Genomic DNA, 15,847 nt, shown 5'->3' with positions numbered 1-15,847 from the left:
CGCGCCCGGAGCTGCCAGCGTCTAGCCGCTCACAGCGCCAGGCTCCCCTGCTCCGCCTCCTCGGCATTGGGATCGCCGGGGGCCGTGGCCCAGGCGAGTTCGACCAGCGTCACGGTGCGCTTTCCCGTGCCGTCGAGCTGGCACACGATGAGGCCTTGTTCCTCGATATAGGTCAGGAGACGGCGCGCGCGGCGCAGCGAGTGCGAACCGTAGGCGCGGGCGATCGCGGCATCGCTCGGGCACGGCCAGCCTTCCTTGGCGGCACGCGCGATCATCATGAACACGCCCTGCATGTCGTCGGGCAGCAGCGAGGCGCGCACGGAAACATCGCGCCACGCATCGTCCTGCGTGGTTTCGGAGCCGAGGCCGGCGCGGGCGCGCGTCAGCATGCGGCGGAATTCGGCGAGGTCCGGCACCACCGAGGCCAGGCCCTCGATGCGGCAGCGCACCACGAACTCCTGGTAGAGCACGCCGATGACGCGGAAACCCGCATCGGGCTGCGCCAGGATGGCGCGCAGCACGCGGTCGACCCGCTCGCGCCGCTCCGCCAGGTCCTCGGCGCTGATTTGCGGCTCGGCCGGTTCGGGGCGGATTTCCAGCGCCGCCGACTTCGCCGCCATCAGCTGGTCGAGCAGATCGGGCGATGCCACCCGGCGCGGCGTGCGCACCGTCTCGGGCGGCGGTGCGGCCAGGATGATCGCGCGGGCGTCCTCAAGTGCGGCCTCCGGCATCGCCATCAGCCGCGGCGTGCCGTTGCGCGGGCTGGTGTCGGTCGGGCCGATGCGCAGGCCGAGCGGTCGCCGCGACAGCGCCGGTCCCAGCGCCATGAACTGCCCGCGTTCGAGGTCGCGAAAAGCTTCCGCCTGGCGCCGCTCCATGCCCAAGAGATCGGCGGCGCGCGCCATGTCGATGTCGAGGAAGGTGCGGCCCATGAGGAAATTGGAGGCTTCCGCCGCGACATTCTTGGCGAGCTTGGCCAGACGCTGCGTGGCGATGATGCCGGCGAGTCCCCGTTTGCGGCCGCGGCACATCAGGTTGGTCATGGCGCCGAGCGAGAGTTTGCGCGCCTCGTCGGAAACCTCGCCGGCCACCGCCGGCGCGAACAGCTGCGCCTCGTCCACCACCACCAGCATCGGGTACCAGTGGTCGCGGGCGACCTCGAACAGCCCGCCGAGGAAGGCCGCGGCGCGCCGCATCTGGTTCTCGGCGTCGAGCCCTTCGAGGTTCAGCACGGTGGAGACGCGGTGGATGCGCGCCCGCTCGCCGGCCGCCTGCAGGCCGCGCTCGGTATGCTCCTCGGCATCGATCACCAGATGGCCGTAGCGCTCGCCGAGCGAGACGAAGTCGCCTTCGGGGTCGATGATGGTCTGCTGCACCCAGGGCGCGCTCTGCTCAAGCAGGCGGCGCAACAGATGCGACTTGCCGGAGCCCGAATTGCCCTGCACCAGGAGGCGGGTCGCCAGCAGTTCCTCGAGATCGAGGTTTGCTGGGGCGCCCGCCGTGGTGTGTCCCATCTCGATCGCAACGGTCATGTCTCGACTCAAAAAGGTCTCCTGCGCGGCATGGGGCTTAGCAACCCAGGCTCGGCCCGTCGAGCACCGATGGCCGGCCGGCGGGTGTTGCGCACAGTTGTGAAGGACGGTGAAGGGGCCGCGAGAGCAGCCGCCCCTGTGGATAGTAACCTGTTGTTCACCATGGGCCGGCGTTGCGGTTGCGGATGCCGGCCATCCGCTTAGCCTGACCTTGCATCACGCCCCAACGGGATGCACCCAACGCCCCCAAATGGCGGCCGGCGTCTTCAAGTTTCGTTTCTGTATGCGCCGGTCGTCAGTTTTTTCCGTTACAGCGTCGCCCTTTGCGGCGGCACCGGCGCCAGGGGCGGCGCATCCAGCCCCTTGAACGGGTCGCGCCACGCGTCGATCGCTTCGAGCCGGCGATACCAGCTGAAGAGCGCGGGATAGTCGCCGAGCGGCAGGCGGGCGGCATCGTTGAAGGGCAGGAAAGCCGCCATGCGGAAATCGGCATAGGAAAGCGACGTCCCGACCAGCCATTGCCGGCCGGCCAGCTCCGCCTCCAGGATCGCGGCCCCCTTGTGGAAGTCACGCAGCCCCTCCCTGACCTTGTCCTCATCGATCGGCCCGATTCGATAACGCTGCTTGGTGCCGCGCTCGAAATGCACGGTGTCGCAGGCGCGCATGAAATTCTCCTTGCCCCAGCTCAGCCAGCGGATCATGTCGGGTTCGTCCTCGCCGCTGCGCCAGAAATCGGAACGCGCCGTGCGCGACAGGAGGCAGGCAATGGCGTCGGCCTCCCACAGGCTGCCGCCCGGCCAGGCGAGGATGGGAATGGAGAGGTTGGGGTTGAGCGCCCGGAATCGCTCCGCTTGCCCCGGCGCAAAGGGTGAAGCGAATTCGAAAGTCACCGGCGCATCGAGGTGACGCGCCACCGCGACAGCCAGGCGCGGATTGGGATTGCGGCTGAAATACAGTTTCATTCCGCCCGCGGCCGCCTCGACCTTGTCATTCATGAATGCCTCTCTCCTTGTCCTGGCGAACATGCCAGATCAAGGACGCGGCCGGCAGGTGCAATCCGACAAAGTGTGGGTTGACCACCATCGATGGCGAGGCGACACTTCATCTCGCACCAAGGCAGGAGGAATTGCGATGGACGAGCCCGAACGGTGGCGCCACATGTCGACGGCGCCCAAGGACGGCAGCCGGATCCTGGTCACGGTCCGTCCCTCCGAACAGGGGCCGGCCGAAGTCGACCTCGCCTACTGGTCGCGCGGCGACCAGTTCGCCGGTGAAGGCTGGCGCGCGTCCGACTCCTCGCCCGGCCGCGTCGTCGAATATGCCGAGCCGGAGCTGAAATGCTGGATGCCCCTGCCCTCGGCCAACCTCAGCCGCGGCGGCTCGATGCCGGCGCCGTGGGAAGGCGACGACGCCCAGCAACTGGATGGGTCCGGGATTTAGCGGCGCCACAAGCCACTTTAGTGCAACATCTTACGGCTGGCGGAGTTTCCGGCCGCTGCGGCGCGGTTCGGCCTCAATGGTCGTGACGCGGCGATGGGACGGCGGAAGTGAAGCGGCCCGCCCGCCCGACACGTGCGACCAGCGCGCACCAGCGGATCGCCGTTTCCCCGGGATCGAACCGGTGGACCGCCGATGCCCGCCAGCCCTGCTGCCTCTCGAGATAGCGCGCGAGCGCAAGATCATGCCGCAGCGGCGCTACCTCGCCGGAATTTTCCTTGGGTTCATCGTGCCAGGTGGGCCAGTCGGTCGCATTTAGGGGCAGCATGACATCCTCCCGATACAAGGCTGTTGATCCCCAGCCTTGTCCTCCACCGCCGTGAGATACGCGTTGGAACAAGCGTGATGGATTCGTGAAAAGCGCCGCGTCGGCAAAATCCCGGTTGAAATGGGGGCAGCTACGGGAAAGGATCATCGCAAAGTTGTGGCGGATCCGATGGCGCACCCTCACCTCAACCTGCTCGGTGGTTTCGACTTTGCCGGCGATGCGCGGGCAGTGCCGGTTCTCAGCCGCAAGGCGCGCGCCATGGTGGCCTATCTCGCCTTGCAGTCGCGACATTCGCAGTCACGCGAGAAGCTTGCGACACTGCTTTGGGGCGTCAACAGCGAGGCACAGGCCAGAACGAGCCTCAGGCAGGCGGTGTCGGCCGTGAGGAAGGCCATGCAGGCGTCCGGCGGTCGCTTCCTCACCGATGGTGACAACGTCGCCCTCCATCTCGATGAACTTGATTTCGATGTCGCCCGGTTCGAGGCATTGGCCGCCAGTTCAATGGCTGACGATCTCGAACAGGCGCTTCTCGTCTATCGAGGCGACCTGCTCGAAGGCTTCGGGCTGAAGGAAGAGCCCTTCGAAGATTGGCTGCGGGTCGAGCGCGAACGCCTGAGGGCGATAGCGGTCGCGGCGCTGGACAGGCTCGTTGCGCATTACTCGGCGGTCGATCCGGCATCCTGCGTCCGCGCGGCGACGCGTCTGCTGACCATGGAGCCCCTGCGGGAAGACATCCACCGCGCTCTCATGCAAGCCTTTGCGGCCCAGGGCCGGATCAATCTTGCGCTGAGGCAATATGAAAATTGCCGTGGCGTGCTGCAGCGCGGGCTCAACCTGCAGCCCGAGCCCGAAACCCGTTCCCTCTACGAAGAGTTGCGAACGCGCCGCATGGCGCCGCAAGCGCGGTCCAAGACGGCAGGCCCGGCCCCGCCTGTCGGAGCGATATCACCACCAGCGCCAGCCCATGCCGGCGAGCGGCAGCAGGCTTCGACCCACTATGCCAAATCGGCCGGGACCAACATCGCCTATCAGGTAACCGGCGATGGAGCGATCGACCTGATCTATGTTCCTGGATGGGTTTCCAACCTCGATCTTGCCTGGTCGTCGCCGCGGCTTTCGCATCTGCTGCATCGCCTCGGCACCTTTTCGCGCCTGATCCGCATGGACAAGCGCGGCACAGGGTTGTCAGACCGCAGCGTTGGTTTGCCGACCCTTGAGGAACGAATGGAAGACATGCGGGCGGTGCTGGATGCGGTCGGCTCGAAGCGTACGGTTCTGTTCGGCAGCTCCGAAGGCGGCCCCATGTGCATGCTGTTCGCCGCGACCTATCCCGAGCGCACCGCGGCACTTGTGCTCAACGGAACCTATGCCAGGGGCAGGTGGTCGAAGGATTACCCATGGGCAAGGACAAGCCAGCAGGTGGAAGAAGACCTGGCCGCCGTCGAGAGACAATGGGGCGAGCCTGCGGACATGAGCAATGCGGCACCCAGCCTGATGAATGACAGCTACGAGAGAGAATGGTTCGCAGCCTACCTCAGGAATTCGGCCTCGCCCGCCGAAGCCATCGCGCTCTGGCGCTGGGGCACGGAAATCGACATCCGTGACATTCTACCTACCATTCATGTTCCAGCACTGATCGTGCAGACGAGCGGCGACCGCTGGGTAAAACCTGAAGAAGGGCGCTACCTGGCGACGCACATCGAAGGCGCCAGATACATCGAACTCGCCGGCCGCGACCATGTGATCTGGGGCGAGAATTCCGATCGTCTCGTCGACGAGATCCAATCCTTCGTTACCGGCGCCCTGCCGGCGGCACCAGGCGAACGGGTCCTGGTGTCGGTTCTGTTGCTGGAGATGGGTAACTCACCCTCCTGTGCCGGCGCGGATCCTGTCGAACGCCAGGCTGAAGAGATCCGCGCCGAATTGCTCACTGCCGAAGGCAGGCAGATCAGGCACTCGGAAAATGGATTTCTCGCCGTGTTCCAGAGGCCGACCCGGTCGATCCAGTGCGCCATCGCGATCCGTCATCGCCTGCGACGATCCGGTATCGATGTCCGCTGCGCGGTCCACACCGGTGAATGCGAAGAGCGCGGCGACGATCTGACCGGGATCGCGATCGAGCTCGCGGCGCGGCTGCTCGATCACGCCGAACCGGGCGACATCATCGCGTCGCGAACCGTGCGCGATCTCGTCGTCGGCTCCAGCCTGATATTCCAGGAGCGGGGCGAGATCGAAGCGAGCGGCATGCCTGGCGCGCTTTCGTTCTTCAGGGTCAGCGAATCACCTTCAGATTCCGGGGGAGAACATGCCCTCCCCCGGTGAGAGAGGGCACGCGACCCTTAGAACAGGAACGACGCCGTGGCCGGGTTCGGGCCATCGCGGCCGTCGGCTGAATCCATGCCGGCGATCGTCTCCAGGTCCTGCGCGTCCAGTTCGAAATCGAAGACGTCGAAATTCGCCGCGATGCGGTCCTGGCGCACCGACTTCGGGATGACGATCAGCCCTTGCTGGAGGTGCCAGCGGATGATCGTCTGCGCGGCAGACTTGCCGTGCTTGCCGGCAATGCCGGCGATCGTCGGGTCGCCGAGCAGCCGGCCGCTGCCCAGCGGGCTCCAGCTTTCGGTGTGGATATTGTGCGCGGCATGAAATTCCCTGAGCGCGCGCTGCTGGAAGCGCGGATGCAGCTCGATCTGGTTGGCCACCGGGACCACGCCGGTCTCGCCGATGATGCGCTCCAGATGGTCCCTGTTGAAATTCGAAACGCCGATCGACTTGATGCGGCCGGCCTGCTTCAGCTCGATCAGCGTCTTCCAGGCCTCGACATATTTGTCGCGGCTGGGCACCGGCCAGTGGATCAGGAACAGGTCGATCTGCTCGATGCCGAGTTTTTTCATCGTGTCGTCGAAAGCGCGCAGCGCCGCGTCGCGTTCATGAGCGCCGTTGCGCAGTTTCGAGGTGATGTACAGCGCGCTTCGCGGCACATCGGCGGCGTGGATCGCCTCGCCGACGCCCTCCTCGTTCTGGTAGCCCTGCGCGGTGTCGATCAGCCGGTAGCCGGCCTTGATCGCCCAGCCCACCACATCGGCGGTGATGCCATGATCGACCTGCCACACGCCAAGGCCAAGCTGCGGAATGGTGGTGCCGTCGTTCAACGTGATCTGTTCGGGCATGGTCGGGTCCTTTGCGAAGAGATGTCCGGGCGGTCGCCCAACCCAGCCTATCTAGGCACGCGCCGGGGCGACGGCCAGCCGCCTGCGGATAATTTCGCCGGCGACTTCCTGGACCTGATGTCTTCGTTAGAGGAGCCCGCTCATTTCGGCCGGCGCACCGCCCGCACCACCGGGGTGGATGTGCTGCCGCAATAAAGGCGGTCGCCGCCATCGGATTCCAGCCCCGAGACGGTCATGCCGGCCGGCAGGTCGAGCCGCTCCAGGAGCTTGCCGGTCTTGGGGTCGACGCGGCGCAGATCGCTCTCGTCGCCTTCCCAGGTGCCGTGCCACAACTCGCCATCCACCCAGGTCACGCCGGTGACGAAGCGGCTGGATTCGACGGTGCGCAGGATTTTCCCGGTCTCGGGATCGATCTGGTGGATCTTGCGCTCGCGGTACTGCCCCACCCAGAGCGTGCCTTCGGCCCAGGTCAGCCCGGAATCGCGGCCGCCGCCGGGCGCCGGGATCGTGGCGAGCACCGCGCCGGTATCGGGATCGATCTTCTGGATGCGATCATTGGCGAGCTGGAAGAAATGCCGGCCGTCAAAGGCGGTTCCGGCATGTGCCGCGACATCGATCGAACGCAGCGCCTGCCCGCTTTGCGGATCGAAGGCGTTCAGCCGGTCGCCAGAGGCAAACCAGACGTTCTCGCCGTCAAAGCTCACCCCATGGATCCGCTCCACGCCGGGAAAAGGGCCATATTCGCGCAGGATTTCGGCCGGTGAATGTTTCATGTCTTGATCCTCGATTGTGGTCATCCACCCTTCCTAACTGCTTGGCAGCGGCGCCGGGAGTAACAAGGTGGTCGTGAATCCGGCCACCGGCGGCGTCATCCAGCGGCGCGCCCGGCCATGGCCGAAAGACTGCACCTTGCCGGCCTCGGCGAGCGGCTCGAGCGCCCGCTGCACGCTGCGCTGGCCGGTTCCGAGCGCCAGCGCCAGCGCCGAGCTGGACCAGGATTCGCCATCGGCCAGCAAGGCCAGCACGGCGGCATGGCGCTCCTCGATCGGCCGTGCCAGCACCATCACCGCGCGCGCCTGGCGCGGCGCCAGCGTGAAGCCGCGCTTGGTGGCGCTGATGTCGGCCAGCGCGGCGAGCTCGGCGCGCAGCCGGCCGATCTCGACGCGCAGCCGCGCCCGGTGCGATTCATCGGCATGCTTGCCGCCAAAGGCCCGCGCCACGAGGTCCTCGCGCGAGACATCCCCGGGCCAGGCTTCAGCGAGCGCCCGCGCCAGCGCGAACAGCACCGGCCGGCTCGCCAGCGAGACAGTCCTGTCCCCGGCACGCACCGTGTAGCGAAAGGCATCGACGACCAGCGCCGGCGATGCCTGCAGCGCCTCGACCTCTTCGAGCAGCAGCGGCCGCTCCGTGCCTTGCGTGATCAGACGCGCCGCCGGCGTCTCCAGCGCGAGCGATGCGGTGGCGACCTCCGCCATGAGGCCTGGAATGCCCGCCTGCCGGGCGGCGTTGCGCGCCCATTCCAGTGCTGCGCGCGCCGGCCGGGTCCTGAGCCGCCGCATGGCGATGCCGGCGACGGCGAGTTCATGCGCGGCCCGCGCCGCCGGCGGCAGCGGCGTAGGGTCGAGCCCGGCCAGCACGTGCTCGGCTTCGTCGAGCCGGCCGATCAACAGCAGGCGCCGCACCTTGAGATGGCCGGCATGCGCCGCGTTCAGCCGGTCGCCATGCTTTTCCAGCGTCGTGCGCGCCGCGTCGAGCGCCTTGGCCGGCCAGCCCAGATCACGCGAGACCAGCGCGATCTCGGCCTCGGCGACGACGCACCTGGCACGCGCGACAGCCTCTTTCGGGCTGAACGCGCGGGCCGCCCGCCGTAAGAGCAGCTTGGCGCGATCAAAGTCGCCGAGCTGCGCCATGGCGATGCCGCGCAGCGCCAGCGCCGGCGCGTCCTCGCGCAGAGCGACACGATCGAGCGCGCCCAGCGGATCGCCCGCCGCCAGCGCCAGCGCCGCCGCGGTGATCAGCGAGTCCATTCAAATCCCGTCACACTTGTAACTCCCACCCCGGCACATCAGCGCCCTAACTTAAATCACCATCGCCGGCCAGCAAGCCGCGATGGCCCGATGGCGACCTAGCCATGTGGCTGAGGCCGCCATCGGCACCGTTGACGCCAATTCCGGCACTCGCTAGCCTGAGCATCTCAGGCATTACCAGTAAGCATCTCATTAGGGATAGTTGAAAATGCCTGCAACCGACAATCTCGAACACTCCGCACGGCCCCGCCACCCCTGCTGCGCCGGGCCGGACGATTCAAATCCCGTCGCAGATGTAACTCACGCCTCCCCGCTTCACCGCTCTAGCCTGGCTCCCAAGGCGATCACAGGCCGCGACGACACCATCACTGGCAAAGGAGAAGACCAATGACCAAGCACATGACGATGAAGACCCCGCCGGTCGTTTCCCGGCAGGAATGGGACGCCGCCCGCGAAAAGATGCTGGTGAAGGAAAAGGCGACGCTGCGCGCCAAGGATGCGCTCGCCGCCGAACGCCGGCGCATGCCGTGGATGGAAGTGGACAAGGCCTATGTCTTCGAAGGCCCCAACGGCAAGGCGAGCCTGCTCGACCTGTTCGAAGGCCGCCGCCAGCTGATCGTCTACCGCGCCTTCTTCGAGCCGGGCGTCTATGGCTGGCCCGACCATGCCTGCCGCGGCTGCTCGCTCGGCGCCGACCAGGTCGGCCACCTCGCCCATCTCAACGCCCGCAACACCACGCTCGCCTACGCCTCGCGCGCACCCCAGGACGACATTGTCAGGCTGAAGGCACGGATGGGCTGGGAGATGCCCTGGTATACGATCACCGACAGCTTCGACAAGGATTTCGGCGTCGACGAATGGCATGGCCACAATGTCTTCATCCATGACGGCGATCGCGTCTTCCGCACCTATCTGATCAACAGCCGCGGCGACGAGGCGATGGGTACGGTCTGGAGCTATCTCGACGCCACCCCGCTCGGCCGCCAGGAGATCTGGGAGGATTCGCCCGAAGGCTATCCCCAGACGCCGCTCTACAGCTGGTGGAACTGGCACGACAACTACGAAGCCGGAGCCGACAAGAAATGGGCGGAAGTGGCCGCCGCCGGCGAAGCCGCCTTCCGCGACAAGGGCGAGTAGCAAGAGCCATCCAGCTTGGGTTCCTCTCCCTCGCGAAGTGGGGAGAGGAAACCAAGTCCTGACGGGTCGCAGCCATCAAGGGACACGAACCATGAGCGACATCCACACAAGCGTGGGCGGCAACGTCCCCGACAATACGGGAACTCGCGCCCTTGGCATCGCCGACTGGCTGTGCCTCGCCGCAGCACCGACTTTTGCGGTGATGGCGCTGCTCTCCTGCCTTCAGGGCAGTGATGCATCCATGATGTGCATGGGTGTGTCGCCGCTCACCGGCCCATCTTTAACCGGGATGCCAGCCATGTACCTGCTGATGAGCGCCTTCCATCTCGCACCCTGGCTGAGGGTGATCTCAGGCCGGCCGTTCCGATAGATCCAAGCCGTCCTAACCACATCACTCCCCACATTTCGGAGAAGACAATGAAGCTCGTCAGGCTGAGGGCGCCGGGTGGCTTGGACAGGCTCGACCTGGTCGAGGAAGATCCGCCCCGGCCGGGACCCGGTGACGTCCTGGTCAGGATCCGCGCCTGCTCGTTGAACATGCGCGATGATTTCGCCGTGCAGGGCAAGACGCCGCTGGCCGATGGCCGCGTGCCGCTGTCCGACGGCGCCGGTGAAGTGATCGCTGTCGGCGGCAATGTCGATGCGCTCAAGCCCGGCGACAGCGTCGTCAGCGTCTTCTATCCCTGGTGGCTGGACGGCGACATGACGCCCGCCACAAGGCGCGACATTCCAGGAGAAAGTTTCGACGGCTTCGCCAGCGAATATGTCTGCATGCCCGCTCACGCCTTCACCAAAGCCCCGGCGGGCTATACGCACGCCGAGGCCTCGGCGCTTACCTGCACCGGGGTCACCGCCTGGCGAGGCCTGGTCGTATCCGGCAAGGTCAAGGCCGGCGACACGGTGCTGGTCCTTGGCACCGGCAGCGTATCGCTGTTTGCGCTGCAATTCGCCAAGGCCGCCGGCGCCAGGGTCATCGCCACTTCGTCCGACGAGGAAAAGCTGGAGCGGCTGAGCCGTCTCGGCGCCGACGCCGTCGTCAACTACAATTCCGTGCCGGACTGGGGCCGCAAGGTCAGGGAACTGACCGGCGGACGCGGCGTCGATCACGTGATCGAGGTCGGCGGCCCCGCCACGCTGGCGCAATCGATAACCGCCTGCCGCACAGGCGGCCACATCGCCCTGATCGGCGTGCTGACCGGCTTTGCAGCTGACGTCTCGATCCCGGCCGTGTTCTCGACCCAGATCCGCATCAGCGGCATTTCTATCGGCAGCCGGGCGGACCAACAGGACATGATCCGCGCGATCGAGGTCAACGGCATCAAGCCGGTCATCGACCGCCGCTTCCCGCTGCGCGACATCGCCGCCGCCTTCACGCACTACGGGGCGCAAAAGCATTTCGGCAAGGTTTGCCTGGAGGTTTGAACTCTGCGGGTAACGGCTGCAACGTGCCCTCACCCATCGGCCGCCTGGACCGTCAGCGCCCGCATGACTTCGGCTTCGAAGGCGCCGGACATCCGGCCGGCCTCGGCCAGTTGCCCGGCCTGCCAGGCGCGCGCCATGCGGCCGTCGGCCAGGAGGACGGCGCGGTTGCACAGGCCCGGCACGGACTCCACGACATGGGTGGAGATGATGACGGCATGGCGGCCGCTGGAAGCCAAGGCCAGGATGATGCGCTTCACCTCGAAGGCGGCAAGCGGATCGAGGCCGTTCAGGGACTCGTCGAGGATCAGTAGCGGCGGCGCGCCGAGCAGGGCCGCCGCAATGGCGATCTTGGCCCGCGTGCCCAGCGAGTATTCGCCGATCGGCCGCTCGATCCAGCGCTTCAGCCCGAGCCGTTCGGCGACATTGACGCCAGGCCAGTCGTCTTCGGCGCAGCCGCGGATAGAGGCGACGAGTTGGAGATACTGCCGCCCGCTCAACGCCGCCGGCAGGTCGGATGGATCCATGGCAAGGCCGAAGCCGGACTTGGCGCGTTCCGGTGCGCTGGCAAGGTCGGCGCCGTCGATCGCCACGATCCCCCCGAGCGGCCGGATCTGGCCGGTGATCGCCCTGAGTAAGGTGGACTTGCCCGAACCGTTGGCGCCAAGCAGGCCAAGGATGTCGCCCCGGCCGAGCGACAGATCGATGCCGCTGATGACCGCACGGCCACCATAGCCTGCGCTGAGCCCGCGAACCGCGAGTATCTCGGCCGGTCCGACGCTGCTAGCCATGGCGGTATCTCCGTTGCGCCTGATGCCACAGAAACAGCACAAGGGCGCCAAAGCCGATCAGCACCGTGCGCCCATATTCGAGCGTTTCGTAGCTGGCGTAGGCGATGGCGCTGAGGAAGCTCAGCGCGGCGACGAACGGCGCGGTCATGAAATAGGCGGCAAACACCGCATAGGCGCCGTTCAGCGCCAGCAGCCAGAAGCCGCTGGCGAGCGGCATCGCCCAGGCCGAAGGCTCCGCCGCCAGGGCAGCGCTCGCCGGCATGAGAAAGAAGGCCAGCGACAATTGCAGGGGCAAACGCGCCAGGCGCAGCCATGCCCTGACGAAACCGAGTGGAGCCGTGCGCAGCACCGGCGAGCCGAGCGGATGGAACCGCGCGCTCAGCATGAAAACCAGAAGGCCGCCGGCCAGGCCGGCCATGGCCGCCGGCCCGCCATCATGGCGAACGAAGCTCATCGCGGCGGAAAGGGCCGCGACGACACCGAAGAAGATGGCCGCACCCACCAGTCTCCAGAACGGGCGCACATGGCCAGCCGGCAGGCCCCAGGCCCAGCTTGAAAGCCAGGCCGGCGTCGCACGATCGAAGGCGCCGAGCCCAGGCTTGCGCCCGCCGCGATCGCTCACCGCATGAGTATTGTCGGCGTGGACCAGATCGTGAGTGGTCCGCAATCGCCAGGCGGCTGCCAGGCAGAAGCCGGCACCGAACAGCATCGCGGCACCGAACCCCCAGGCCGGCGCCAATGGTTTGGCGATGACGAAACAGCCAAAGCCCACGGTCACCGCGACAATGACGGCAAGGGGAACGCCCAGCGCCCATGCCGCCACCGCCGCCATGCGCCGGCGCTCGACGAGCGAGAGCGGCAATGCTTTCAGGAACGGCGCGAAGGCGCGCGACAGGCAAAGTCTTGCGACCGCACCGCCTGCGAACCCGCCAAGGCAAAGAAGTGCTCCCGGCAGGCCGACCGTCCACAGCATCTGCGCCTGCCGCAGCGTGGCCGCCGCTGCTTGCAGCGCGATGGCGATATCGGCGATGGCGTAGGCGAGCAGCGCCCCGCCGCCAGCGACGATCCAGGCAAGGTCGCGGCGGCGCATCGAGCGCAAGCCGGCCGAGAGCTCGCGCCAAATCAGGGTGAGGACAAGCTTGTCGTGCCGCATTGTTCCATCTTCGCGATCGCAAGCCGGTTGGACATCGACATAGGTCGGCGACAATTGTGCCGCCAGTAGGGCCGTCACGGCTCAGCCCTTTGCATTCACATTCTTCGTGAGGAGATGGTCCTGCATCGTCGCCTGAGGTTGGTCGCGATTCTCGACCATCCATCAGCAACAGCTAATTGACAGCCGATGCGAAACGGCGCTCACTGGCCTGCACAGGTGGACCGCGGGATGGCGGGCGATATCGGCCGCCAGCGTCACCCCTGGGGAGGATGCCATGCCAACAGTCATTGGCCATCACGACATCACGAAAGACAGCAAGCACTGGCTCGGTTCACCCAAGCGCAAGGAGCTTTTCGGCTCGCTGGGGATCACCAACATCCGCACCTTCGTCGATCCGCAGAACCCGAAACGGGTGGCGGTGATGATGGACGTGCCGGATATGGATAAGATGGCCGCGCTGATGCAGAGCAAGGCGGCCGCCGACGCCATGGCGCATGATGGCGTGGTGCCGGAATCGCTGGTGATCCTCGTCGAGGCGAAAGCGTAGCCGCGCCAGATCAGGCACTTCAGGTCGCGATATCGTTGACCGGCAGCAAGGGCTTCGGCAGGTCGGTCTCGCCGAGGCCCGCGCGCAGTTCGATCTCGATGTCGCGGCAGATCTGCGAGATCGGAACGTCGTTGGCATTGCCTTCGAACGGGTTTGCGCTGCTCTCGCCGACCTGGTCGAGAGACATGTAGGCCCAGCCCAGCAGCGTGCTGAACGGGACGGTCAGCCAGATGCCGAACGTGGCGAGCACGCCACCAAGCTTGCCCATATCCGCGAAGACCGGAACCACGCCGAACGGCAGCAGCGTGCAGAAGACCATCACGAACATCGAACTGACGATGGCGTATTGGCGCGGATAGGGATTGTTCTTGATGCGGTCGCAGCGCGCCTGCTGGTCGTGGAAATCGCGGATCAGCTTCGTCAGTTCGACATAGATCTGAGGGGGAAGCTTGGCGTCCTTGAACAGCGTGTTGACATGGACCGATTGCATTTCGAGCAGGGCCAATGCCGGCTGCGGCGATTTCAGGACCTTGCCGGTCTGTTCGGCCAGCAGCGGCCGCAATTCGTCGGCAAGCGAGCCCTTGTCCTCCCGGATGTGGTAGCGCCGCCGGTACTCGATATTGGCCGCCTTGCCCATGGATTCCCAAGGCATCGGCCGCCGCAGCGAAAAGCGCAGTGCCGTCATCCAGGCGATATGGTGATAGATGAGCTGCCTGGCTGTCGGCGCGTCGAGGAAATCCCTGCAGAAATTCGACCACATCCGGCTGCTGGCGATGATTTGCGTGAAGGCCAGCAGCGCCTCGCCGCTTCGCGTGAACACCTGCGAATTCTTGAAGCCGGCCACCAGCGATACCGTGGTGCCGAGCACCAGAACGACCGACCATGGCACGGAGAAACCGGCGATACCCGGAAGACGATAGGCCGCGACGGCCAGTCCGCTCACCACCACCATGTAGATGACGCTGCGCCGCGACCACAGCGCGAAATCGATCAGTTTGTAGGAACGGCCTACATACATCGCATGCCCTCGAAACGTGGATATCAGGCTACTCTGCTGTGACGCCTAGCATGCCGCGCGCTCGGGATGAATGGCCGTTTTGGCTGGTGGGCGCGGGATCTCTCCCGCGCCCATGCCGCTACCTCAATTGCACTTCGGCTTGGCGCTGTTGCAGGCGTCGACCAGTTCGGCCGGCGGATCCTTGTGGAAGACGGTCTTGAAGGATTCCAGCACGTTGGACTGCACCACCGGCAGCGACTGCACGCCGACCCAGGCGGGCGTGGGTTGGCCGATCAGCGCCTTCATCATCGCCAGCGCCTCGGCGACGCCCTGGTCATAAGGGCGCTGCGAGCCGGTCGCCTTGAGCGGACCGCCCTTGGCGATTTCGATCGCCGACTGCAGGCCGAGATCGACGGTGGCGATCGGAATGTCGATGCCTTGCGCGCGCATCGACGACAGCGTGTCGAGCGCCGGCTGGTCCCAAACGGCGAACAGGCCTTTCACATCGGGATTGCCGGTGAGGAAGTCGCCGGCGATCTGCGAGACTTTCGAGGGATCGGTGAAGTCGACCTGCTTCATGATGATGTCGGGACGGTTCTTCTTCATCCACTCGCTGACGCCCTTGGTGCGCTCATTGGTGCTGAAATAGTCGACGCCGAAATTCACCAGCCCGATCGTGCCGCCCTTGGGCATGCAGGAGGCCAGGATCGTCGCAGCGATCTGGCCGTTGCCCTGGCTGTCGGCCGAGATCATCGAGGCAAAATCCTTGGGCGATTCAAGGCCGACCGGAATAGAGTCCATGAACACCAGCTTGATGCCGGCTTCACCCACCTTCTTGTAGGTCGGCGCCGTCGCGGTGAAATCGACGGGGATGGAAATGATGCCGTCCGGGTGCTGCTGGATGGTGTTCTCGATATCGGCGATCTGCTTGTCGACCTGATACTCGGCCGACGCCACGCCGGTGACGGTGACGCCGTATTTGGCCAGCGTTTCGCTGATGCCTTGCACCTGCAATTGCGACCAGTCGAGGTTCACCGTCTGCATGGAAATGCCGACCTTGAACTTGCCGGCCTTGACCTTGGCGGCTTCCTCGTCGGTCAGTTTCAGCTCGTCGGGCGAGGCCGCCTTTTCACCATGCGGGCCCTGGCCGACAATGCCCTTGGGGCCGAGCGTGGCCATGTCGACGCCGGTGACGCAGGTGTCCGGTGTTTGCGCGAGACCGAGCGACGTCGACAGCGCGAAGGCGCTGGCGGCGAGGCTCAATGTGCTGAACAGGATTCTTGCCGATTGTTTCATGACTTCCTCCGTT

The 15,847-nt window shown here is 66.0% G+C and carries 16 protein-coding genes; 6 read left to right on the top strand and 10 right to left on the bottom strand.

Going from position 1 to position 15,847, the window contains the following annotated elements:
• Positions 1 to 29: 29 nt before the first annotated feature.
• Together JG746_RS14710 and JG746_RS14705 are read right to left on the bottom strand one after the other, a co-directional pair.
• On the bottom strand, positions 30 to 1,532 hold the full coding sequence (locus tag JG746_RS14710) for an ATP-binding protein (RefSeq protein ID WP_202358781.1): 1,503 nt from the start codon (positions 1,530 to 1,532) through the stop codon (positions 30 to 32).
• Positions 1,533 to 1,840: 308 nt separating this feature from the next.
• The gene (locus tag JG746_RS14705; RefSeq protein ID WP_202359367.1) at positions 1,841 to 2,494 is read right to left on the bottom strand and encodes a glutathione S-transferase family protein; all 654 of its coding nucleotides are present in this window, start codon (positions 2,492 to 2,494) and stop codon (positions 1,841 to 1,843) included.
• 169 nt (positions 2,495 to 2,663) lie between these two features.
• Between JG746_RS14705 and JG746_RS14700 the strand changes: the two genes are divergently transcribed.
• Positions 2,664 to 2,972, top strand: coding sequence for a hypothetical protein (locus JG746_RS14700; protein WP_199641822.1), 309 nt, complete (start codon positions 2,664 to 2,666; stop codon positions 2,970 to 2,972).
• 73 nt (positions 2,973 to 3,045) lie between these two features.
• Here the strand turns inward: JG746_RS14700 and JG746_RS14695 are convergent, their stop codons facing one another.
• Positions 3,046 to 3,297: a hypothetical protein gene (locus tag JG746_RS14695; protein WP_202358780.1), complete on the bottom strand. Its 252-nt coding sequence runs from the start codon at positions 3,295 to 3,297 to the stop codon at positions 3,046 to 3,048.
• Between the two features lie 168 nt (positions 3,298 to 3,465).
• Here JG746_RS14695 and JG746_RS14690 point away from each other — a divergent pair, with 168 nt between their 5' ends.
• The gene (locus tag JG746_RS14690; protein WP_202358779.1) at positions 3,466 to 5,619 is read left to right on the top strand and encodes an alpha/beta fold hydrolase; all 2,154 of its coding nucleotides are present in this window, start codon (positions 3,466 to 3,468) and stop codon (positions 5,617 to 5,619) included.
• A 17-nt stretch (positions 5,620 to 5,636) separates the two neighbouring features.
• Here the strand turns inward: JG746_RS14690 and JG746_RS14685 are convergent, their stop codons facing one another.
• The 3 genes from JG746_RS14685 to JG746_RS14675 form a co-directional block, all read right to left on the bottom strand.
• Positions 5,637 to 6,467, bottom strand: coding sequence for an aldo/keto reductase (locus JG746_RS14685; protein WP_202358778.1), 831 nt, complete (start codon positions 6,465 to 6,467; stop codon positions 5,637 to 5,639).
• Between the two features lie 140 nt (positions 6,468 to 6,607).
• Positions 6,608 to 7,240 carry a Vgb family protein gene (locus JG746_RS14680; protein WP_202358777.1) on the bottom strand — a complete coding sequence of 211 codons (633 nt, stop codon included), beginning with the start codon at positions 7,238 to 7,240 and terminating at the stop codon, positions 6,608 to 6,610.
• Positions 7,241 to 7,273: 33 nt separating this feature from the next.
• Positions 7,274 to 8,494 (bottom strand): helix-turn-helix domain-containing protein, encoded by a 1,221-nt coding sequence (locus tag JG746_RS14675; protein WP_202358776.1) that lies wholly within the window; start codon positions 8,492 to 8,494, stop codon positions 7,274 to 7,276.
• A gap of 387 nt (positions 8,495 to 8,881) precedes the next feature.
• Between JG746_RS14675 and JG746_RS14670 the strand changes: the two genes are divergently transcribed.
• From JG746_RS14670 to JG746_RS14660, 3 genes are all read left to right on the top strand, one after another.
• Positions 8,882 to 9,631, top strand: a complete 750-nt coding sequence (locus JG746_RS14670; RefSeq protein WP_202358775.1) for a DUF899 domain-containing protein — start codon at positions 8,882 to 8,884, stop codon at positions 9,629 to 9,631.
• Between the two features lie 91 nt (positions 9,632 to 9,722).
• Entirely contained in the window at positions 9,723 to 10,001 is a 279-nt protein-coding gene (locus JG746_RS14665; RefSeq protein ID WP_202358774.1) for a hypothetical protein, read from the top strand.
• A gap of 47 nt (positions 10,002 to 10,048) precedes the next feature.
• The gene (locus tag JG746_RS14660) at positions 10,049 to 11,053 is read left to right on the top strand and encodes a zinc-dependent alcohol dehydrogenase family protein (protein WP_202358773.1); all 1,005 of its coding nucleotides are present in this window, start codon (positions 10,049 to 10,051) and stop codon (positions 11,051 to 11,053) included.
• A 29-nt stretch (positions 11,054 to 11,082) separates the two neighbouring features.
• Here JG746_RS14660 and JG746_RS14655 read toward each other — a convergent pair whose 3' ends face one another.
• Together JG746_RS14655 and JG746_RS14650 are read right to left on the bottom strand one after the other, a co-directional pair.
• Positions 11,083 to 11,841 (bottom strand): ATP-binding cassette domain-containing protein, encoded by a 759-nt coding sequence (locus JG746_RS14655; RefSeq protein ID WP_202358772.1) that lies wholly within the window; start codon positions 11,839 to 11,841, stop codon positions 11,083 to 11,085.
• Positions 11,834 to 13,072 carry a hypothetical protein gene (locus tag JG746_RS14650; protein WP_244730811.1) on the bottom strand — a complete coding sequence of 413 codons (1,239 nt, stop codon included), beginning with the start codon at positions 13,070 to 13,072 and terminating at the stop codon, positions 11,834 to 11,836. The genes JG746_RS14655 and JG746_RS14650 overlap by 8 nt, the downstream gene beginning before the upstream one ends.
• A gap of 196 nt (positions 13,073 to 13,268) precedes the next feature.
• Here JG746_RS14650 and JG746_RS14645 point away from each other — a divergent pair, with 196 nt between their 5' ends.
• Positions 13,269 to 13,541, top strand: coding sequence for a hypothetical protein (locus JG746_RS14645; protein WP_202358771.1), 273 nt, complete (start codon positions 13,269 to 13,271; stop codon positions 13,539 to 13,541).
• A 19-nt stretch (positions 13,542 to 13,560) separates the two neighbouring features.
• Here the strand turns inward: JG746_RS14645 and JG746_RS14640 are convergent, their stop codons facing one another.
• Positions 13,561 to 14,559 carry a bestrophin family protein gene (locus tag JG746_RS14640; RefSeq protein ID WP_202358770.1) on the bottom strand — a complete coding sequence of 333 codons (999 nt, stop codon included), beginning with the start codon at positions 14,557 to 14,559 and terminating at the stop codon, positions 13,561 to 13,563.
• 123 nt (positions 14,560 to 14,682) lie between these two features.
• Positions 14,683 to 15,834 (bottom strand): substrate-binding domain-containing protein, encoded by a 1,152-nt coding sequence (locus JG746_RS14635; RefSeq protein WP_202358769.1) that lies wholly within the window; start codon positions 15,832 to 15,834, stop codon positions 14,683 to 14,685.
• Positions 15,835 to 15,847: the final 13 nt, after the last annotated feature.

This window comes from Mesorhizobium sp. 113-3-3 (assembly GCF_016756495.1).
In the GTDB taxonomy this organism is placed as follows: Bacteria; Pseudomonadota; Alphaproteobacteria; order Rhizobiales; family Rhizobiaceae; genus Mesorhizobium.
Note: the sequence above shows the minus strand (reverse complement) of the source record. Positions and strands in the feature narration are given on the sequence as shown.

Bases quoted from the DNA above. Each gene is read 5' to 3' on its own strand.
- JG746_RS14710 (WP_202358781.1), bottom strand. From the start codon at position 1,532: ATGACCGTTGCGATCGAGATGGGACACACCACGGCGGGCGCCCCAGCA.
- JG746_RS14705 (WP_202359367.1), bottom strand. From the start codon at position 2,494: ATGAAACTGTATTTCAGCCGCAATCCCAATCCGCGCCTGGCTGTCGCG.
- JG746_RS14700 (WP_199641822.1), top strand. From the start codon at position 2,664: ATGGACGAGCCCGAACGGTGGCGCCACATGTCGACGGCGCCCAAGGAC.
- JG746_RS14695 (WP_202358780.1), bottom strand. From the start codon at position 3,297: ATGCTGCCCCTAAATGCGACCGACTGGCCCACCTGGCACGATGAACCC.
- JG746_RS14690 (WP_202358779.1), top strand. From the start codon at position 3,466: ATGGCGCACCCTCACCTCAACCTGCTCGGTGGTTTCGACTTTGCCGGC.
- JG746_RS14685 (WP_202358778.1), bottom strand. From the start codon at position 6,467: ATGCCCGAACAGATCACGTTGAACGACGGCACCACCATTCCGCAGCTT.
- JG746_RS14680 (WP_202358777.1), bottom strand. From the start codon at position 7,240: ATGAAACATTCACCGGCCGAAATCCTGCGCGAATATGGCCCTTTTCCC.
- JG746_RS14675 (WP_202358776.1), bottom strand. From the start codon at position 8,494: ATGGACTCGCTGATCACCGCGGCGGCGCTGGCGCTGGCGGCGGGCGAT.
- JG746_RS14670 (WP_202358775.1), top strand. From the start codon at position 8,882: ATGACCAAGCACATGACGATGAAGACCCCGCCGGTCGTTTCCCGGCAG.
- JG746_RS14665 (WP_202358774.1), top strand. From the start codon at position 9,723: ATGAGCGACATCCACACAAGCGTGGGCGGCAACGTCCCCGACAATACG.
- JG746_RS14660 (WP_202358773.1), top strand. From the start codon at position 10,049: ATGAAGCTCGTCAGGCTGAGGGCGCCGGGTGGCTTGGACAGGCTCGAC.
- JG746_RS14655 (WP_202358772.1), bottom strand. From the start codon at position 11,841: ATGGCTAGCAGCGTCGGACCGGCCGAGATACTCGCGGTTCGCGGGCTC.
- JG746_RS14645 (WP_202358771.1), top strand. From the start codon at position 13,269: ATGCCAACAGTCATTGGCCATCACGACATCACGAAAGACAGCAAGCAC.
- JG746_RS14640 (WP_202358770.1), bottom strand. From the start codon at position 14,559: ATGTATGTAGGCCGTTCCTACAAACTGATCGATTTCGCGCTGTGGTCG.
- JG746_RS14635 (WP_202358769.1), bottom strand. From the start codon at position 15,834: ATGAAACAATCGGCAAGAATCCTGTTCAGCACATTGAGCCTCGCCGCC.